The sequence below is a fragment of the Streptomyces sp. NPDC005794 genome, from assembly GCF_042871445.1.
In the GTDB taxonomy this organism is placed as follows: Bacteria; Actinomycetota; Actinomycetes; order Streptomycetales; family Streptomycetaceae; genus Streptomyces.
Genome location: NZ_JBIAIN010000021.1, coordinates 58,653 through 78,880 on the forward strand (window position 1 = coordinate 58,653; position 20,228 = coordinate 78,880).

Here is a 20,228-nt window from a genome sequence, read left to right on the forward strand (position 1 = left end):
GCCGGCGGGGGCCCCCCCCCCCCGCCGGGGGGGGGGGGGCGCCCGCGCCGGGGCCCCCCCCCCCCCCCCCCGCCGGGGGCCCCCCCCCCGGGGGGGGCCCCCCCCCGCCGCGGTGCACCGGCTCACGATCGTCGGCGACAGCGGGCCGTTCACCGCCCCGGACGCCTTCACCTGGGAGGCGGCCTCGCGGTGGATCCCGCTGCGCCGGTCCGGCCGGCGTGGCACGATCGCACAGGTGACGAGCAGACCCGCAGAGGCCCAGCAGCTGCGCGACCTCGCCCGGCTGCGCCGCGTGCGGGACCGGATCGACCGGGAGTACGCGCGACCGCTGGACGTCGAGGGGCTCGCCCGCGGCGCGAACATGTCGGCGGGCCACCTCAGCCGCCAGTTCCGGCTCGCCTACGGGGAGTCGCCGTACAGCTATCTCATGACACGCCGGATCGAGCGGGCGATGGCGCTGCTGCGGCGTGGCGACCTCAGCGTCACCGACGTCTGTTTCGAGGTCGGCTGCTCGTCTCTCGGCACCTTCAGCACCCGCTTCACCGAACTGGTCGGGATGCCCCCCAGCGCCTACCGGCGCCAGGCGGAGAGCGGGACGGAGGGGGTGCCGCCGTGCGTGGCGAAACAGGTCACCCGACCGGTCAGGAATCGAGAAGCACGCACACCGGACCGCCGCTAGCGTGAGGGCCATGGACATCACCATTCACACCAGCGTCCTCCCGCACGACGACCCGGACGCCACCCTCGCCTTCTACCGCGACATCCTCGGTTTCGAGGTCCGCAAGGACGTCGGGGCCGGCACGATGCGCTGGATCACGGTCGGCCCCGCCGGCCAGCCCGGCACATCCATCCTGCTGGCACCGCCGGCCGTCGACCCGGGCATCACCGAGGACGAGCGCCGCACCATCGCCGAGATGATGGCCAAGGGGACCTACGGCTGGATCCTCCTGGCCACCAAGGACCTCGACGCCACCTTCGAGAAGCTGCAGGCGAGTGACGCCGAGGTCGTCCAGGAGCCGACCGAGCAGCCGTACGGCGTCCGCGACTGCGCCTTCCGCGATCCCGCCGGCAACCTGATCCGCATCCAGGAAGTGCGCTGATCTCTCCGCAGGGCCTCAGCTGCCGCCGGTCACCGCTGTGGAGGGCGCCGTGGACCGCTCGATCAGGCCGTTGACCGTCCGGTCGCCGTGCGCGTCCAGGGGAGTGGAGTAGTCGCCGACGGCCCAGAAGGCTCCGGAGTCGCCGGCCGGGGCCAGGTCGTAGAAGGTGTACGACGGCCACCGGGTGTCGCCGTCAGGTGCCGTGGCTCCGGCTTCCTTGGTCCAGGTGGTGCCGTCGAAGTGCCAGAAGACCGGCCCGGCATGGGCCGGCTCCGCCTGGTCGTTGCCGGTGACCCACAGACCGCCGTGGCCGTCGGGTGCGATGGCGTGGACGTAGAAGGTGGCGAGTGCCCCGGTGACGTCCTCCCAGGTGGTGCCGTTCCAGTGGACGACGCTCGGTATGGGCTCGGTGACCTCGGGATCGGTGGCCCACCCCGCGACGTAGACGCTGTCCGGGGACTCGGCGGCCACCGTGGCGGTGTCCGTACCGGCGCGCACGGGCGGCGTGTCCATCAGCGTCCAGGTGGTCCCGTCCCAGTGGTAGGTCACCGGGTGGCCGCCCTTCACCGGGTACCGCATACCGGTGGCGTAGGCGTCGTCCGCCGAGAGCGCCTCGATGTCCCGGATGTCGACGGAAGGGGGCAGTGCGAAGGTCTCCCACGTGCCGCCGGAGTAGGTGTAGAGCGCGTTGCCGCCCTTGAAGAGCCGGCCGGGGACGGCGTCGATCGGCACCTCGGGCCAGGCCTGGTCGGCGGCGCCGGCCGTCGGGACGGTGCTCCAGCGTTCGCCGTCGTAGTGCACGAGCGCCTGGTCCCTGCCCACCGACCCGTAGGCCCAGACGTCGTCCGCGGCCACAGCGCTGACCGCTGACCACTGCCAGACGTCGGGAAGCCCCGGAGCGGTGTCCTCGCTCCATTCCACGCCGTCCCAGCGCATGATGGCGCCCTGTCCGTCCTTGCTGCCGACCGCCCACGCGAGGTCGTCGTCGACGGAGGACACCGACAGCAGGGATCCGGCAGGGCTGCTGCCCGAGAGGGAGACCTCCCAGCCGGATGACCCCGCCGCGCCGGCACCGCCGGCGGTGAGCAGGGTGGAGCCGAGAGCCAACGAGACGGCTGCGGTGCGCAAGAGGTGCCGTGCGAGCATCAGTGAGCGTTCCTTCGCGGTGAGACAAAGCTTCCTGGTGGCCGCGTGGGGCGTACGCCCTGTCGGCCACGGGGCCAGACTCCCGGCGGTCCCTGTTGGTTGTAGGCGTGGCGGGCCGGAGCGGCACTCGTTTCGGTCAAAGGGAGCGGGCTGCCGGTCACCTTCGCCAGAACAGGTGGTGCGTCACACCACTCGGGCTGGGCACGACGTCGAGGTGGAACCGGTCGAGCAGCTCGTCGGGTGATTCCCAGAGCCGTACCCCGGATCCGAGCCGCACCGGCGAGACCGCCACGTGCAGGGCGTCGACGAGGTCGGCGTCGAGGAACTGCCGGATGGTGGTCGCCCCGCCGCCGAGCCGGACGTCCTTGCCCTGCGCCGCCTCTCGCGCCTGTGCGAGTACCTGGGCGGGCTCGGCGTCGACGAAGTGGAATGTGGTGTCGGAGAGCGTGAACGAGGGGCGCGTGTGGTGGGTCATGACGAACACCGGTGTATGGAAGGGGGGTTCGTCCCCCCACCAGCCGCGCCACTCCAGGTCCGGCCAGGGCCCGCGCTGGGGCCCGAACTTGTTGCGGCCCATGATCTCGGCGCCGATGTTGCGCGAGAAGTCCCGCGTGAGGTAGTCGTCGAGGCCGCGGCTTCCGCCGGGGTCCGTGCGGTTGGGCCAGCTCGCCGTGGCACCGGCCCAGGCGAACATGGCCCCGGGGTCGGCGTGGCCGAACGGTCTCTCGAGGCTCTGGTGCTCACCGGCTCCGAATCCGTCCTGCGAGACGGTGAAGTTCTGGACCCTCAGCAGCTGTCCCACGGGTTCCTCCTGTGCTCGACGACGGTGCTGAGACTGCCAGGGAAGGCGGAACTCATCGCTGGGACGCTCCGGACAGGGCTGAACGAGACCGAATCCGTGGCGGAACCAGCGGCTGAGGCCCGCCGGGACCGGCGTACGCCCGTGAGTGGGACGACGAGGCATCGCCGCGGTCCGGCCCTGCTCACCGGCCGGTGGCGTCAGCACCTTCCGCCTCGTGCGTCTCCTCGGTGACCCCGGCCCCGGCGCGCCGACGGCTCAGCAAGGAGGTGCCCACGATCACCAGGCCGATGGCGACGACCTTGGCGGCCTGGTAGTAGCCGGCCACCGGTTCCTCCGGGGCGCCGGGCAGCCGGAAGAAGGCCCACGCTGCCGCGAGACCCCCGAGGGCGATCAGCGCGACAGCCCCCCACGTCCCGAGATCCGCCCACCAGGGCTCCGGGGCGTCACCCCGCTCGTCGGTCTTCTCAACATCCTTGTCGGTCATGTCCGGTTGGTCTCCTGTGCCGGGTGGGGGCGGTCACGCGGTGGAACGCGGGCCGGGTGCGGGCGGTTCACCAGGACCACGCCGATGAGTCCTACCGGCGAGGGCTCGTGACTGATAGAGGTCAGAGTTCACCGCAATGTGACCTCGCGGCGCTCATTCGCTGCAAAGATCGTTGTAAATTGCACAATATGAGCACCGTTTCGCCTGACACCCATCGTGTCACCGCCTTCGCCGAATGGGTCGACGCACATCGGGACGCCCTTGCGGACACGGTGTTCCAGGCGTGCGTCACGGCCGTTCCTTCCTTCGTCACGAGCGGCCGTGAGACCGAACTCGCTTTCCGGACAGCGTGCTTCTCCTTCCTGCCGGGCCTCAGCGAGGCGGTGGTCACAGGAGAGTTCACCGGTGGGGCTTCGCTGCCCGAAGCGGCGGAGCATTTGGCACGGTGGCTCCCCGCAGCGGGGATCAGCCTCGTGGATCTCGTACTCAGCTACGACGTAGCGGGGAACGAGCTGCTCGACGCCTTCAGCAGGGATCTGAGAGACAGCGCCGGCTGGTCGGGGGACAGCGACCGTGCCGAGGTGCTGTCGGTGGTGGCGGGCCGGTTGTTCCAGTTCCGCCGGGCGGCGTTGTCCCAGGCGATGGCGGTCTACAGCCAGGAGCAGGAGCGACTGCAGCGTCGCGAGACTTCCGACGTACTGGAAGCCGTCCGGGAGGCGCTGGCGGGCGAGTTGGACGATGTCGAGGCCGAGCGGCGGCTGGGCTACCGGATGAACGCCCGGCACGTGGGTTTCGTGGTGTGGGGCCCTGGAGCCACCGAAGCCGTGTTGAGGGGGGTCGCCGCGCGGTTGCGGTCCCAACTGCAAGCACGGCAGGGCCTGGTGGTGCTGCCGGGCGAGTGTGCTCTGCACGGATGGCTGAGCGTCCCGGAGAACGCCCCCGGGCTGGACGAGCTGCGTGCCCGTACGGCCGTGCCTGCCGGCATCCGCATCAGTCTGGGTATGCCCCACCACGGCGGCGTCGGCTTTCGGATCACTCATCGCGAGGCGCTGGAGACCCAGTCCCTCACCGACCGGGCCGTGCCGCAGCTCGCACGTTCCGACGCACCGGGCGAAGCCAACAGCATCGTCTCCTTCTGCGACGTCGTCGCGCTGGTCTTCGCCAGCCGTGACGTGGAACTGGCGCGGCACTTCGTCCGGAGCCAGCTCGGGAGCCTCGTCGAACCGCGTCACGCGGTCCTGTACGAGACACTCCGCGTCTGGTTCGAGGAACTCGGCAGCCCCACCCGAGCCGCCCGACGCCTCAACGTCCACGTCAACACCCTCGTCAAGCGCCTCAACCGGGCTTCGGAGGTCGTGGACCGGCCCCTGAACGCAGGTGACTTCGCCTTCCGTTTCGCCTTCGAGATGTCCAGGATCACCGACGAGTGAGCCCTTCGGGAGCGGCCGTCGGCCGGGCGAGGCCGTCGCCGCCCGCACCGTACGGCGCCCCGTACAGGCCCCGGCCGGCGAGGGGAATCCTCTGTGGGAGGAGACCGCCTCACCGGCCGGTGGCGCCGAACCCGCCGGGCCGGCCGTGCTACCTGTCCGTGCCGCTCACCTGACCGGTCGCCGGGACTTCAGCATGGAGGCGATGTCGTCGTCCACGGTGAGGTAACGGCCGGACAGCGGATCGGCCTCACCCGCGGCCAGACGGATGAGCATCTCCGCCGAGCGACGGGGGTCGGCGAGCCGCCGGCCCTCGCGCTGGGCCAGCAGCCACACCCGGACTTCGTCGCTCCACCGCTCTCCGGTCACCCCGCCCTCGATCTGCCGCTTGGTGATGCCGAGGTCGACAAGGCCGGGGTGGTAACTGAACACCGTGACTCCCGTCCCCTCCAGTTCGGGCGCCAGATTCTCACCCAGCTTGATCAACGCGGCCTTCGACACGGAGTACCCGGAGACAAGAGGCCACCGGTGCTTCCCCGCAGAGCTGACGATGTTGATGACACGGCCACCGCCCCGCTCGATCATGCCTGGCAGGACGGCGCGGCAAGCGCGGGTGCCTCCACGGAGGTTGACTTCCATGGCGTGCCACCACGCGTCGTCGTCCGTCTCCCACAGGGGGCCGGCCGGGCCGGTCACTCCCGCGTTGTTCACCAGGACGTCGACCGAACCGAACCGCTCGCCGACCGCCTCCAGCAGCCGCGGCATCGACTCGCGATCACCCAGGTCCGTCGGCAGTGCGAGGACTTCGGCCCGCCGTTCCCGAAGCCGGTGCGCGAGAAGACCGAGCCTGTCCACGTCGCGCCCGGTGACCACGAGGTTCGCCCCGGCTTCCGCCATCGTCGTCGCGAACAGCTGCCCCAGCTCTCCGGTGGCTCCTGTCAGCAGGACGGTCCGTCCCTCCAGGGGAAGCACCGGCTCGGGCACCGCCGCAGTCTCACGCCCGCCCTCGACGACGCTCACCGAAGGCCGCGTCTCTCCGGCCGGGACGGTGACCTGCGTGTGCAGGTACCGTGCCAGAGCATCCGGAGTGGGGTGGTCGAAGACCACGGTGGCTGCGAGGGGCTGTCCCACCAGCTTCTCGATGCGGTTCCTGAGTTCGAGAGCGGTCAGCGAGTCGAACCCGATCTCGAAGAAGTCGCGGTCCGCCTCGACATCCTCCGTCGTGGTGAACCCGAGGACCGCCGCGACTTCCTCCGCCACCACCGACTCCAGGAGTTTCGCCCGCTCGTCCGCGTCCAGCGGGGCCAGCATCTCCCCGAGCGGCCTCGCGCCTTCCGCCTGGCCCGACGGCTTCGCCGCCGACGCCTGACGGAGGTGGTCGCGCAGCAGCGGTGTGAGCGGCGAGGCCTCGGTGTCGGACAGATTCCGGGCGTCCAGCTGCAGAGGCAGCAGCACGGGATTGTCCGCCACCAGCGCGGTGTCGAAGGCCGTCAGGGCGTCCACGGTGGCGAGGGGAGCGATGCCGAGACGCGCGAGCCGGCGCAGGTCACCGCTGTCGAGGTGACCGCTCAGCTCGCTGCGCTCCGCCCACAGCCCCCAGGCCAGGGACAGTGCCGCGTGTCCCGCCGCGCGGCGTCGCTGCACGAGGGCGTCGACGCACGCGTTGCTCGCCGCGTAGTTCGCCTGTCCGGCGCTGCCCCACCAGCCGGCGGCCGACGAGCACACGACGAACCAGGCGAGCGAGAGATCCCGGGTGAGTTCGTCGAGGTGGTGCACGGCGTCCACCTTCGACGGCAGCAGTCCCTCAAGCCTCTCCCACACCAGTTCGCGGAACGTGCCGTCCTGGGTCGTACCGGCCGCGTGGATGACACCGCGCAGCGGACGGTCCGCCGGTACGCGTGACAGGACGCTCGCGAGCTGACTGCGATCACTGACGTCACAAGCCTCTATCGAGGCCGTGGCACCGAGAGCGCGCAGCTCGTCCGCCAGCTCCACCATGCCGGGAGCCCGCTCGCCACGTCGGCTCAGCAGGACCACGTGGCCCACACCGTGTGTACGGACCGCGTGCCGTGCGAGCGCCGAGCCCACCACGCCACCTGCTCCCGTCACCAGCAGGGAGGCCGTCGCCCAGGCAGTGCCGGAGTCCGCCGGAAGAGTGTCGGCCGTCGTCTGTCCGGTGGCGTCCACCGCCGGCGTGACCAGCCGGGGAGCATGTGCCTTCCCGGCCCGGACGGCGATCTGCGGCTCGCCGTCCGACAGCAGTGCCGCAAGCCCGTCGACCGACGCGGGGTCCGCGTCGAGGTCGACCAGCAGCAGTCGTCCGGGGTGCTCGGTCTGTGCCGCGCGCAGCATGCCCCAGACCGCTGCCTGAGCGGGGTCACCGCCCTGGGACTGCCCGTCCGTCATGACCGCGCCCTGCGTGACGACGACCAGACGTTCGTGCGGAGCCGGTTCCTCGGCCAGCCAGCCCTGTACCTCCGTCAGGACGGCGGAGAGTGCGGCACGCACCTGTGCGGGAGCCGGGGCGTTACCGTCGAGGCACCGCAGGAGGCGGACGTCCCTGCCACCCTGCGCCAGACGGGCGCCGGCCGTGTCCGTCCCGGCGTCCCCGGTCAGCATCAGGTACCGGTACGCCGGACCGTCGGCCGCCGGTGAGACCGCCGGTACCGGCGTCCACCGCACTTCGTAGAGGAACTGCTGCGGCGTGCTCTCCAGCGCCCTGAGCTCGTCCGGTCCCATCACCCGCAGGGTCAGGCCGTCAGCCGTCATCACCGGACTGCCGTCCGGGTCCCACGCGGTGAACGCCACGGTGTTGTCACCGGTCTGCACGAGCCGGACGCGCAGGCGGGCGGCGCCGTGCTTGTGGATCTCCGCACCTGCCCAGGAGAACGGCAGTCGCAGTCCTGCGGCTGCCGGCAGGACTCCCGGCGCTGTCAGCGGATGGAGTGCCGCGTCGAGCAGGGCCGGATGCAGCAGATAGGTCCGCGCTTCCTGCGCCACGTGCTCCGGCAGTTCGATCTCGGCGAAGACCTCGCCGTCCCGGTACCGGACATGGCCGGCGCCCCGGAAGGCGGGTCCGTAGCGAAGGCCCTGCCATTCGAGGTCGGCGAACGCCCCCTCCAGGTCGAAGCTCTCCGTTCCGCCGGGCGGCCAGGCCGGCATCGTGTCGGCCTCCGGAGCCTTCCGCTCTCCCTGCGCCGTGAGCCGGGCCGTCGCGTTGTCGGTCCACGGCACGTCGTCCCCGGCCGTGGCGGCCCTGGAGTGCACGCTCACGTCGCGCAGTCCCTGACCGTCGGGCGGCGACACGAACAACTGGACGTCCAGGTCGTTCTCCGGGGGAATCACCATCGGCGCGCGCAGGACGAGTTCGGCGACCCGCGGGGCACCGAGCCGCTGTCCGGCCGCGGCCAGCATCTCCAGGATCGCGGTGCTCGGCGCGACGACGGCACCGCCCACCTGGTGATCCGGCAGCCACTCCGCGTCCGTGGTGGACAACCGGCCGGTCAGGGCCACTGCGCCGCCCGCGAGGTGAATCGCCGTGTTCAGCAGCGGATGTCCCAGCTGACCGGGCAGGTCCGCGGCGGGGCGGGCGGCGGGGGCGGGAGCCGGGTCGAGCCAGTACCGCTCCCGCTGGAAGGCGTAGGTGGGCAGCTGCAGCGGCGGCTGGGCCCCGCCCGCCTCACCGAGCACCGAGCTCCACTGCACGGGGGCGCCCTGCACGAACAGACGGGCCACCGCCTCGAGCAGCGCCCTGTTCTCCGGCCGGTCCTTGCGCAGCAGGGGGACCAGCGTGGCACCGGACGGGTCCTGCAGGCATCCCGCGGCCAGGGCGGACAGTGTTCCGTCCGGTCCCAGCTCCACGAGCGTCCGCACGCCCTGTGCTTCCAGCTCGCGCACGCCGTCGTGGAACCTGACGGGTTCGCGCACGTGCGTCAGCCAGTACTCGACCGAGGTGAAATCGCCGGTTCCGGCCTGTGCGCCGGTGAGTGTGGAGACCAGCGGGATCTGCGGCACGCCGAAGTCGATCCGGGACACGACGGCGCGGAAGCCGTCGAGCATGGGCTCCATGAGCGGCGAGTGGAACGCGTGGCTCACACGCAGCGCACGGGTCCTGCGGCCGCGCCGCTCCAGTTGTCCGACGATGTCCGCGACCTGCCCGCTGTCGCCCGACACGACCGTGGCGGCGGGCCCGTTGACAGCCGCGACACCGACGGCGTCATGACCCGCCAGCAGGGCCCTGACCTCGTCCTCCGGAGCCTGGACCGTGACCATGGCGCCGCCGTCGGGCAGTTCCTGCATCAGACGGCCACGCGCCGTGACCAGTGCGGCGGCATCCGGCAGCGACAGGACGCCGGCCACGTGCGCCGCCGCGATCTCGCCGACGGAGTGGCCGGCCAGGTACGCCGGACGCACCCCCCAGGAGGTGATCAACCGGAAGAGGGCGACCTGCAGGGCGAACAGACACGGCTGTGCGTACTCGGTGCGGTTCAGCACCGTGGCCGCCTCGGGGTCGTCGGCGAAGACGACATCCGTCAGCCGGCGGTCCAGATGGACCTCCAGGGCCGCGCTCACCGCGTCGAACGCCTCGGCGTACGCGGGGAACGCCCGGTACAACTCGCGGCCCATCGCCGGCCGCTGACTGCCCTGCCCGGAGAACAGGAACGCGGTCTTCCCCGCCTCGCGGGTGTCGTCGGCGAGAACGGCGTGAGGATGCGGTTCCCTCCGCGCGGCGGCGGACAGTCCGCTGACGAGCTCCTCGTGATCGGCGCCGAGCATGACGGCACGGTGCCTGAAGGTCGCGCGCCCCGAGGCCAGTGTCGCGGCGACCGCGCGGCCGTCCGCTTCGGGCCGCCCGTCGACGAAGTCGAGCAGACGGGTCGCCTGGGCCACGAGGGCATTGCGCGTCGTGCCGCTGAGCACCCAGGGAAGCACGTTCGTCGCGGGCCGCTCAGGGGCAGGGTCCGCCGGGGCGGGGTCCGCCGGGGCGGGGTCCGCCGGGGCGGGGTCCGCCGGGTGCTCCAGGATCACGTGGGCGTTGGTGCCGCTGATGCCGAAGGAGGAGACGGCCGCTCGCCGCGGGCCCTGCTCCGTCGGCCACGTCCGCTGCTCGGTCAGCAACCGGACCGCCCCGGAGCTCCAGTCGACGTGCGGTGTGGGCTCACTCACGTGCAGCGTCCGCGGCATGACACCGTGGTGCATCGCCATGACGGTCTTGATGACGCCGCCCACCCCGGCGGCCGCCTGGCTGTGCCCGATGTTGGACTTCAGCGTACCCAGCCACAGGGGTCGTTCACGGTCCTGTCCGTACGTCGACAGGAGCGCCTGGGCCTCGATCGGGTCACCCAGGGCGGTGCCCGTGCCGTGCGCCTCGACCACGTCGACGTCCTCGGGGGACAGGGCCGCGTCGGCGAGGGCCTGCCGGATGACGCGCTGCTGGGCGAGACCGCTCGGGGCGGTCAGACCGTTGGAGGAACCATCCTGGTTCACCGCGGAGCCACGCACGACGGCCATGATCCGGTGGCCGTTGCGCCGGGCTTCCGACAGCTTCTCGACGACGAGCACACCCACGCCCTCGGCCCATCCAGTGCCGTTCGCGTCGGCCGAGAAGGCCTTGCAGCGTCCGTCCGGCGCGAGCCCCCGCTGCCGGCTGAAGTCGATGAACGTGCTGGGGATGGACATCACGGTCACCCCGCCCACGAGAGCCAGTGAGCACTCCTCCCGCTGCAGTGCCTGACTCGCCAGGTGCAACGCGACCAGGGAGGACGAGCACGCGGTGTCCACCGACATGGCCGGACCCTCCAGCCCCATGACGTACGAGACCCGGCCCGACGCCACGCTGCCCAGGCTGCCGTTGATCAGATAGCCCTCCATGCCGTCCGGGGTCTCGTGGAGGCGGGAGCCGTAGTCGTGGTACATGACGCCGGCGAACACGCCGGTCGGTGAGCCCTTGAGCGTCTGCGGGTTGATGCCCGCGTGCTCCAGCGCCTCCCAGGACGTCTCCAGCAGAAGTCGCTGCTGCGGGTCGGTGGCGAGCGCCTCACGCGGGGAGATGCCGAAGAACTTGGCGTCGAACATCGCGGCGTCGTGCAGGAAGCCACCGGACCGTGTGTGGCTGGTGCCCGGCAGGTCCGGATCGTCGGCGAACAGTGTCTCGAAGTCCCAGCCACGGTCCGTGGGGAACGGCGTCACGCCCTCGGAACCGCTCGCCACCAGGTTCCAGAGGTCGTCGGGGGAATCGACGCCTCCGGGGTAGTGGCACGCCATGCCCACGATGACGATCGGGTCGTCCTCCACGGCCGTGGTGGCCGCGTTCTGCGGCACCTGGGCCGCCGCCGGCTCCTCCCCCGCGTCGAGGGTCTGCACGAGGTGATCAGCCAGCGACGCGAGGGTGGGCCGGTCGAACAGCAGGGTGGGCGGCAGCCGGAGCCCCGTGGCGGCGTTCAGGATCCCGCGCAGCTCGAGGGACATCAGCGAGTCCACACCCAGCTCCGAGAACGACGCTTCCCACTGGTCCTCACGAAGGTCCTGCCGTCCGAGGACCGCGGCGGTGCTCGTGCGGACGAGGTCCGTCAGGGTCTGACGCCGCTGCTCCCCCGTGGGCGGCAGTGCCATGGGTGAAGAGCCGGCCGGGACGGGGGCCGGGCTCGTCGGCTGCGGCTGTGCCGCGTGCACGCGGGCCGGGACGCGCGCACCGGAGGCGTGTGCCGCGAGGAAGGGCGGAAGGGATTCCGTGGCGGCACCCGGCAGCCCGACCGCGCTCAGCCGGACCGGTGCGAGGACCGGTTCCCGCCGCGCGAGCGCACGGTCGAACGCCCGCAGCGCGTCCGCCGTGGACAGCGGCTCGATCCCCACACGTGCCATCCTGCGGATGTCCACGTCGCTCAGGTGCCCGGAGAGTTCGCTCTTCTCCTCCCACAGCCCCCAGGCGAGGGACAGCGCGCGGTGACCCGCATGGTGCCGGTCCTCGATCAGCGCGTCCACACACGCGTTCGCCGCCGCGTAGTTCGCCTGTCCGGCGGTCCCCCACCAGCCGGCGACGGACGAGCACGCCACGAACCAGTCCAGCTCCAGTTCCCGGGTGGCCGCGTCGAGCACGTGCACCGCGTCCACCTTGGCGCCGAGCACGGCGTTCAACCCGTCGGGAGTCAGAGTGTCGACGAGGTTGTCCGCCAGCGTCCCCGCGGCGTGGATGACGCCCCGCAGCGGGTGTGTGGCGGGGATGTCCGCCAGGACCGCGGAGACCTGCCCGCTGTCGGCCGCGTCACAGGCGGCGACGGTGACCGTGGCCCCCAGCTCCCGGAGCTCGTCGGCGAGTTCGGTCACGCCCGGTCCCGCCGCGCCACGCCGGCTCATGAGGACGACATGGCCGACCCCTTGAGCGGCTACGACATGACGGGTGAGCGCCGAACCCACCACGCCTCCCGCCCCGGTCACCAGCACCGAGGCGTTCGCCCACCCTGATCCGGCGTCACCGCCCGGGTCGGCCGCCGGCGACGGAGCGCCGGCCGATGCCTCGACGTGCTGCAGTCGCGGGACGAGGAGCTCACCGCCCCGCACCGCGAGCTGCGGTGCCGCGGCGGCCAGGGCCGAGGAGAGCCCTTGGGGCGCGTCCGGCGTCCCGTCCGTGTCGATGAGCCGCACCAGCCCGGGGTGCTCGGTCTGCACCGTCCGGACCAGTCCCCAGACGGCCGCGTGCATCGGATCGACCGCCGCGTCGGGACCGGTCGAACACGCCTGCCGGGTGATCACCACCAGGGACTCGCCCTCGTGCCGTGGCCCGGCGAGCCACGACTGGATCCGCTCCAGCAGCGCGGCCAGCCCGGCGCGCACCCGCTCGGGTGTCGTCCCCGCGACATCGCTGACGCGGTCGACCGCCGAGGCGGCACCGGCCAGGTGGTCGTGGACCGCCTCGACGACAGGACCGTCGCCGACCACCAGGCATCGCCGCGCCGACGGAGCCTGCCCACCGCTCGCGGTCGCAGCCCCGAGCGGTTCCCACACCATCCGGTACAGCGGCTCCTCGCGGCCGGCGGACAGCGCCAGCCGGAGTTTCGCCGCCGACACCGGACGCAGCACCACACCGGCCTCGAGGACGGGGCCGCCCTGGGTGTCCCAGGCCGTCAGGCGGACCGTGTCGGGTCCTTCCCTCCGCATCCGCACGCGCAGAGCCGAGGCTCCGCGGGCATGGTGGCGTACGGCGGACCAGGAGAACGGCAGCCGCGCGCCCTGCGCGTCGGGCAACAGCTCACCTGCGGCGAGCGGATGCAGCACCGCGTCCAGCAACGCGGGGTGCAGCAGGTACCTGCCGCTCTGCGCCGCGTCGGCGTCCGGCAGCCGCACCTCGGCGAACAGTTCGTCGTCGTCCCGCCAGACCGCCCGCACGCCGCGGAAGGCCGGACCGTACGTGAGGCCGCGTGCCGCGAGTTCGTCGTAGTGGTGCTCGATGTCCAGCGCCACGGCGCCCGCCGGAGGCCACGCGGTCAAGGACTCCGCGCCCTCCGGTGCGGCTGCCGGCTCCCCGCCCAGCGTCCCCGTGGCGTGCGCGGTCCACTCGTCGGCACCGGCGCGCCGGGCGAGCAGGTGGAGCGCGGAGACACCGGGGGTGCCCGTCGCCTCGATCCTCACCTGTACGTCGGTCGCCTCACCGTCGGCGATGACCAGCGGAGCGTGCAGCAGCAGTTCCGTGACCTCGCCGTGGCCGGTCTGCTCGGCGGCCCGCGCCGCCGTCTCCAGCAGCGCCGTACCCGGCACCACGAGGGCACCGGCCACCCGGTGGTCGACGAGCCAGGGGAGGCGCCGGGTGCTGAGCCGGCCGGTGAGCACCGCTCCGTCGTCCAGCTGCACGGCCGCCGCCAGCAGCGGGTGCCCCATGGGGATCAGGCCGGCGGACGCGAGGTCCGCCTCCACGGCGAGCGGTTCCAGCCAGTAACGCTCGTGCTGGAACGCGTACGTCGGCAGTTCCACCACGCGGGCGTCCGTGCCCGAGAAGCAGGCGGCCCGGTCGATCTCCGTGCCCGACGCGTACAACTGGCCGACGGCGAGGGCCAGCGCCGTCGGTTCGGGCCTGTCCTCGCGCAGTACCGGCAGGATCAGCCGGCCGGTGTCGTCCAGGCAGCCCTGTGCCATCGCGCTCAGCACGCCGTCCGGGCCGAGTTCCAGGAAGCGGGTGACGCCCTGTTCCCTGAGGTGGCGGACGCCGTCGGCGAAGCGCACCGTGTCCCGTGCCTGCGTGACCCAGTGCTCGGCGTCACCGAGTTCCTGTGCGGACGCGCCGCGCCCGGTGAGGTTGGACACGAGGGGGATGCCCGGGGCGCCGTAGGTGAGACCTTCCGCAACGCTGCGGAAACGTTCCAGCATGGGTTCCGTCAGGGGCGAGTGGAAGGCGTGGCCGACCTCCAGCCTGCGCGTCCTGCGGCCGCGTCGCGCCCACTCGTCGGCGAGCGCCAGTACGGCTTCCTCGTCACCGGACAGGACGACCGACTCGGGGCCGTCGACGGCCGCGACGCCCACCCGGTCGGTGAGGTGCGGCAGCACCTCGTCCTCGCCAGCCTGGACGGCGACCATGGCGCCGCCCGCCGGCAGTTGCTGCATCAGACGGCCGTGCTCCGCGACCAGGAGCGCCGCGTCCGGCAGGGACAGCACGCCGGACACGTGTGCGGCCGTCAGTTCTCCGATCGAGTGGCCGGTGACGTAGTCCGGCCGGATCCCCCAGTCCTCCAACAGCCGGTACAGCGCGACCTCGACGGCGAACAATGCTGCCTGGGTGTAGACCGCGCGGTCCAGCAGTTCCTTGTCCGTACCCCAGACGACTTCGCGCAGCGAACGGTCCAGATGCCTGTCCAGCTCGGCCACCACGGCGTCGAACGCGGCGGCGAACACCGGGTGCTCAGCGTGCAGTTCCCGGCCCATACCCAGGCGCTGGGCGCCCTGACCGGTGAACATGAAGGCAAGCTTGCCCTCCGGTACGACGTGTCCCTTGCCCACGCCCGGGGCGCTGCGGCCGCCCGCCAGGGCCTCCAGCCCCGACAGCAGCTCCTTGTGGTCGCGGCCGACGACGACGGCGCGGTGCGGGAAGGCGGTACGCGCCGTGGCCAGTGAGTACGCGATGTCCGACGGCCGCAGTTCAGGCCGCGCCGCGACGAAGGAGCGCAAGCGCTCCGCCTGGGCCGCCACGGCGGCCGGGGACTTCCCACTGACCACCCACGGAAGGGCCGTCCGCTCCGTCGTGGGGGGCTGCTCCGGCCGGTCGCCGGCCGGCTCGCCCGGGGGCGCCTGCTCGATGATGACGTGGGCGTTGGTTCCGCTGATGCCGAAGGAGGAGACAGCCGCACGCCGGGCCCGCTCGCCTTCGGGCCAGGGCTGCGCCCGGGTGAGCAGCGCGAGGGAGCCCGCGGTCCAGTCGACCTTCCGAGAGGGCTCCTGCACATGCAGGGTTTGGGGCAGTACGCCGTGTCGCAGGGCCATGACCATCTTGATCACGCCGGCGACACCTGCCGCGGCCTGGGTGTGCCCGATGTTCGACTTCAGGGAGCCGAGCCACAGGGGATGCTCGGCGTCGCGTTCCTGTCCGTAGGTCGCCAGAAGCGCCTGCGCCTCGATCGGGTCGCCCAGCGCGGTACCGGTGCCGTGTGCCTCCACCGCGTCGACCCCGGCCGCCGACACGCCGGCGCCGGCCAGCGCCTGGCGGATCACCCGCTGTTGCGAGGGCCCGTTCGGCGCGGACAGGCCGTTGGACGCGCCGTCCTGGTTGACCGCGGAACCCCGCAGCACCGCGAGGACGCGGTGACCGTTGCGCCGGGCGTCGGACAGCCTCTCCACCACCAGGACACCGACGCCCTCCGCCCATCCGGTGCCGTCCGCCGTCTCCGAGAACGCCTTGCAGCGGCCGTCCGGGGCAAGTCCACGCTGACGTCCGAACTCGGTGAACATCCCGGGCGTGCTCATCACCGTGACGCCTGCGGCCAACGCGAGGGAGCACTCGCCCTGACGCAGCGAGTGGGCGGCGAGGTGGAGCGCCACGAGGGACGACGAGCACGCCGTGTCCACCGTGAGGGCGGGCCCTTCGAGCCCGAGGCTGTACGCCACCCGGCCCGACACCACACTGCCCGCCTGACCGGTCAGGAGATGCCCGGCCACATGGTCCGGGCTTTCGTGCAGACGTGTCCCGTAGTCCCCCGCCATGGCCCCGGCGAAGACTCCCGTCCGGCTGCCCCGAAGGGTGTCCGGCACGATGCCGGCCGCCTCCAGCGCCTCCCATGACGCCTCCAGCAGCAGTCGCTGCTGGGGGTCCATCGCGAGTGCCTCGCGCGGTGCGATCCCGAAGAACTCGGCGTCGAACTCGGCCGCGTCGTAGAGGAAGCCGCCCTTGCGGGGACGTCCCTCACCGGCCGCACCCCCGACGAGGGGGTCCAGCACGTCCCAGTGGCGGTCGGTGGGGTAGTCGCCCAGGGCCTCCTCCGCGTCACACACCAGTCGCCACAGATCCTGCGGGGACCGGACGCCCCCGGGGAACCGGCAGCTCATGCCGACGATGGCGACGGGATCGTCCTCGACCGGTATCACCGAGGCCCGCACCGCCTCGGCCACCGCGGTAAAAGCGCCACCCGTGCCGCGCAGGGCGTCCATCTCCCCGGCCAGGCGCTCAGGGGTGGGGTGGTCGAAGACGACGCCGGACGGCAGCGCGAGTTCGGTGGCGGCGTTGAGCCGGTTGCGCAGCTCCACGGCCATGACCGAGTCGAAACCCTGGTCCTTGAACGACCGGTTGACCTGGACGTCCGCCGGATCGGTGCGCAGGACCAGGGCGGTCTGCGCACGGACGAGGTCGAGCGCGGAGACCAGCGCGTCGGTCTCCTGTCGCTCCGGCTCGGCGTCCGCGTCCCACGGCGCGGTGACGGCCGGCGCGGGGCCGTTCGGGCGTGAGGGCCCGGCGGCTATCCAGTGCCGCCGCCGCTGGAACGCGTACGTCGGAAGCTCGTGCGCCGGCAACGGCTCGATGCCGTCGGGAAGGAACTCGGTCCAGCGGACGCGAGCGCCTCGCACGTACGTTTCCGCGAGGCAGGTGAGGAACCGCTCCAGCCCCCCTTCGTTGCGCCGCAGCGAACCGGTCGTGAAGACGCCCGCCACGGCCGCTTCGTCGGCGATGTCGGCGACGGCCGCTGTCAGAACGGGGTGCGGACTGCACTCGATGAAATCGGTGTGACCTGCGGCCAGCAGCTCCTGGACCGCCGTGCTGAAGCGCACCGGCTCGCGCAGATTGCGCACCCAGTACTCGGCGTCCAGGGCGTCACCGTCCAGCCAGGCGCACTCCACCGTCGACATCAGGGGCACTCGCCCGGCGACCGGTGTGATGCCGGCCAGGTCGTCGAGGAGTTCATCCCGCAGGGAGTCCACCTGCGGGCTGTGCGAGGCGTAGTCCACGGCGATGCGCCAGACCCTGACGCCGGTCCGGTCCCATTCGGCCTCCAGGCCCTCGAGAACCCCCGGATCGCCGGAGAGCACGGTCGACCTCGGGCTGTTGACCACGGCCACCGAGACGCCGGGGTGGGACTGGATCTGTGCACGCACCTCGTCGACCGGCAGGCCGACCGACGTCATGGCGCCCTGCCCCGCCAGCCGGTCGGCGATCAGCCTGCTGCGCAGCACCACCACCTTCGCCGCGTCCTCCATGGACAGCGCGCCGGCGACGACGGCAGCCGCGATCTCCCCCTGGGAGTGGCCGACCACGGCGTCGGGCGACACGCCTGCCGCCTCCCACATGGCCGCGAGGGACACCATGACGGCCCACGAGACGGGCTGGACGACGTCGACCCGATCCAGTCCTTCCCCGTTGGCCAGCACTTCGGTCAACGACCAGTCCACGTGGGCGCCGAGTGCCCGGTCGCAGCGGGCTATGGAGTCGGCGAACACGGCGGAGGAGGCCAGGAGTTCCTTGCCCATGCCGGCCCACTGGGCGCCCTGGCCGGGGAAGACGAAGACCTTTCGGGTGTCATGCGAGGAGCCCACGTGTCCCACGACGGCACCCTCCCCGGGGGCACCGTGCGCGATCCGGTCGAGGCTCGCCCGCAGAGCGTCTCCGTCCGGAGCCAGGACGACGGCCCGGTGGTCGAAGAGCGTGCGGGAGGTGAGCAGCGTGGAGGCTGCGCCGACGGGGTCGATGCCGGGCCGTCGCGCCAGGAACGCGTGCAGCCGCGCGGCCTGGCCGCGCACGCCGGCCGCACTCCTGGCACTGAGCACGTAGGGCACCGGCGTCCCACCGGCGACCGCCGGGGCGGCAGGCGTCTCCTGCGGAGCGGCCGGCACCGTCCGGGGCGCGCCGGCCAGGACGACGTGGCAGTTGGCCCCGCCCATGCCGAAGGAGCTCACGCCGGCCAGCCGGTCGTGGGCCGGGTGGCCCCAGTCGGAGAGTTCGGTCTGCACGCGCAGCCCGAGTTCCGCGAAGGGGATGCGGGGGTTGGGCCGCTCGAAGTTCAGGCTCGGGGGAAGTTGGCCGTACCGGATCGCCAGGGCCGCCTTGAGGAACCCGGTGATGCCCGCGGCGCCTTCCAGGTGGCCGACGTTCGTCTTGGCCGACCCCACGGCGAGCGGTGCGTCGGCCGCCCGCCCGGGAGCGGTCACCGCGCCCAGCGCGGCGGCTTCGATCGGGTCGCCGACCTTGGTGCCGGTGCCGTGCAGTTCGACGTACTGCACCCTGCTCGGCTCGACGCCCGCCCGCTCGTACGCCGTCCGCAGGACGGACTCCTGCGCCGAGGCGTCAGGGGTGGTGAGGCCGTCGCTCGCCCCGTCGTTGTTCACCGCGCTGCCCCGGATCACGCAGTACACCGTGTCGCCGTCGTCCAGTGCCTTGTGCAGGGGCTTCAGGACGACGAGGCCGCCGCCCTCACCCCTGACGTAGCCGTTGGCCCGCTCGTCGAACGTGTGGCAGCGTCCGTCGGGCGACAGCCCGCCGAACTTCGAGGCCGCCACCGTGCTGTCAGGCGCGACGTTCAGGTGCACGCCACCGGCCAGCGCCAGTTCGGATTCACCCGACCGCAAGCTCTCGCAGGCCAGGTGCACGGCGACGAGCGAGGAGGACTGGGCGGAGTCCACGACGAAACTGGGACCCCGCAGTCCCAACGCGTACGACACGCGGTTCGCGATGAGGCCGCGGCTCAGACCGACCACGGTGTGGTGGTCGATGCTCTCCAGGCCCTGCTGCTGGCTGAGCGTCGCGTAGTCGGTACCGATCGCGCCGGCGAAGACGCCGACCTGCGCGCCACGCAGCGCGTCGGGCACCATGCCCGCGTTCTCCAGCGCTTCCCAGCTGAGTTCGAGCATGAGCCGCTGCTGCGGATCCATGGCCGCGGCCTCACGAGGGGAGATGCCGAAGAACTCGGCGTCGAAGTGGCCGACGTCCTCCAGGAATCCGCCCCAGCGCGAGTTGGTCCTGCCCAGGCGGGTGGAGTCGGGATCGTAGAGCGCCGGCCCGTCCCACCGCCCGTCCTGGACCTCGGTGACAGCGTTCGCACCGGCGCTGAGCAGATGCCAGAACGCGTCTGGATCAGCCGCACCGGGCAGGCGGCACGACAGTCCGATGACTGCGATGTCGTCGCGGGGATCGGGGGCCTCTGGAGAAACGCTCATGGCACTGTTCCCATCTTGCGGCAGTGACGAAATCCCTGCTGGGGTGCATCGGTCACACGGCGTGTGAGAGCACCGCAGCGCGAAGGAAGGCAGGAAGGTGGTTGCGGAATGTCATCCGTCGGGATTGGACGGCGGAACGAAGGGACAGGGCCGCGTGTAGCTTGTGTGTATTTCCGGTGTCACCCGGGAAGCAGACACGGATCTACACGTACACGCACACAGCCTCATTGCCGTGCTGTGAGGAGGTTTTGTGTAATCTGTGAATCGCATGAGGCAGCAAGTGAACTTTCGCCTTCAGGTGTCTTTCCGGCAGAGCGGATTTCGGTCTCGCCGCAGACAAACGGTCGGCAACTGCAGGTCTTGAGCGCGATCCGCGTGGGTTCACGTTAGGCATGCCGCTGATTCGCCATCAAGGGGCTCTCCCTACACTGCCCGGTGGTGTCACCCACCCCCTGACTCGGTGTTCCGTGGGCCGTGGGCAAGGGAATCGCATGACGGGTGGCGCCCCATTCCCGGGCGATTCTCGGCCCTGTCGGACTGCCGAACACAGGGCAGAAACCGGGGAATTGGTCAACAGGGGGTAACGGCTCGCCCCGCTCTCCATTTCCCACTTCTCACATCATCCGCAGTGCGGTGCTCCGAACTGCCTC

The 20,228-nt window shown here is 71.9% G+C and carries 7 protein-coding genes; 3 read left to right on the plus strand and 4 right to left on the minus strand.

Translation table 11 applies throughout. From position 1 onward, the window contains the following. Positions 1 to 235 precede the first annotated feature (235 nt). Both ACFYQ5_RS28880 and ACFYQ5_RS28885 read left to right on the plus strand, forming a co-directional pair. Entirely contained in the window at positions 236 to 679 is a 444-nt protein-coding gene (locus ACFYQ5_RS28880) for a helix-turn-helix transcriptional regulator (protein ID WP_389201872.1), read from the plus strand. A gap of 10 nt (positions 680 to 689) precedes the next feature. Continuing rightward, positions 690 to 1,100 carry a VOC family protein gene (locus ACFYQ5_RS28885; protein ID WP_389201758.1) on the plus strand — a complete coding sequence of 137 codons (411 nt, stop codon included), beginning with the start codon at positions 690 to 692 and terminating at the stop codon, positions 1,098 to 1,100. 15 nt (positions 1,101 to 1,115) lie between these two features. Here ACFYQ5_RS28885 and ACFYQ5_RS28890 read toward each other — a convergent pair whose 3' ends face one another. The 3 genes from ACFYQ5_RS28890 to ACFYQ5_RS28900 all read right to left on the minus strand — a co-directional run bounded on the left by ACFYQ5_RS28890 (position 1,116) and on the right by ACFYQ5_RS28900 (position 3,532). Further along, entirely contained in the window at positions 1,116 to 2,246 is a 1,131-nt protein-coding gene (locus tag ACFYQ5_RS28890; RefSeq protein ID WP_389201761.1) for a hypothetical protein, read from the minus strand. Positions 2,247 to 2,403: 157 nt separating this feature from the next. Then, positions 2,404 to 3,048, minus strand: a complete 645-nt coding sequence (locus tag ACFYQ5_RS28895) for a dihydrofolate reductase family protein (RefSeq protein WP_389201762.1) — start codon at positions 3,046 to 3,048, stop codon at positions 2,404 to 2,406. Positions 3,049 to 3,229: 181 nt separating this feature from the next. Continuing rightward, positions 3,230 to 3,532, minus strand: coding sequence for a hypothetical protein (locus tag ACFYQ5_RS28900; RefSeq protein ID WP_389201764.1), 303 nt, complete (start codon positions 3,530 to 3,532; stop codon positions 3,230 to 3,232). 188 nt (positions 3,533 to 3,720) lie between these two features. Between ACFYQ5_RS28900 and ACFYQ5_RS28905 the strand changes: the two genes are divergently transcribed. Then, positions 3,721 to 4,962 carry a PucR family transcriptional regulator gene (locus tag ACFYQ5_RS28905; protein WP_389201766.1) on the plus strand — a complete coding sequence of 414 codons (1,242 nt, stop codon included), beginning with the start codon at positions 3,721 to 3,723 and terminating at the stop codon, positions 4,960 to 4,962. Positions 4,963 to 5,127: 165 nt separating this feature from the next. Here the strand turns inward: ACFYQ5_RS28905 and ACFYQ5_RS28910 are convergent, their stop codons facing one another. Then, on the minus strand, positions 5,128 to 19,578 hold the full coding sequence (locus tag ACFYQ5_RS28910; protein ID WP_389201768.1) for an SDR family NAD(P)-dependent oxidoreductase: 14,451 nt from the start codon (positions 19,576 to 19,578) through the stop codon (positions 5,128 to 5,130). Between the last annotated feature and the right edge of the window lie 650 nt (positions 19,579 to 20,228).

What these genes read in the sequence shown, in the direction of transcription:
- ACFYQ5_RS28885 (WP_389201758.1), top strand. Translation starts at nt 690, where the DNA reads ATGGACATCACCATTCACACCAGCGTCCTCCCGCACGACGACCCGGAC.
- ACFYQ5_RS28890 (WP_389201761.1), bottom strand. Translation starts at nt 2,246, where the DNA reads ATGCTCGCACGGCACCTCTTGCGCACCGCAGCCGTCTCGTTGGCTCTC.
- ACFYQ5_RS28900 (WP_389201764.1), bottom strand. Translation starts at nt 3,532, where the DNA reads ATGACCGACAAGGATGTTGAGAAGACCGACGAGCGGGGTGACGCCCCG.
- ACFYQ5_RS28905 (WP_389201766.1), top strand. Translation starts at nt 3,721, where the DNA reads ATGAGCACCGTTTCGCCTGACACCCATCGTGTCACCGCCTTCGCCGAA.
- ACFYQ5_RS28910 (WP_389201768.1), bottom strand. Translation starts at nt 19,578, where the DNA reads ATGAGCGTTTCTCCAGAGGCCCCCGATCCCCGCGACGACATCGCAGTC.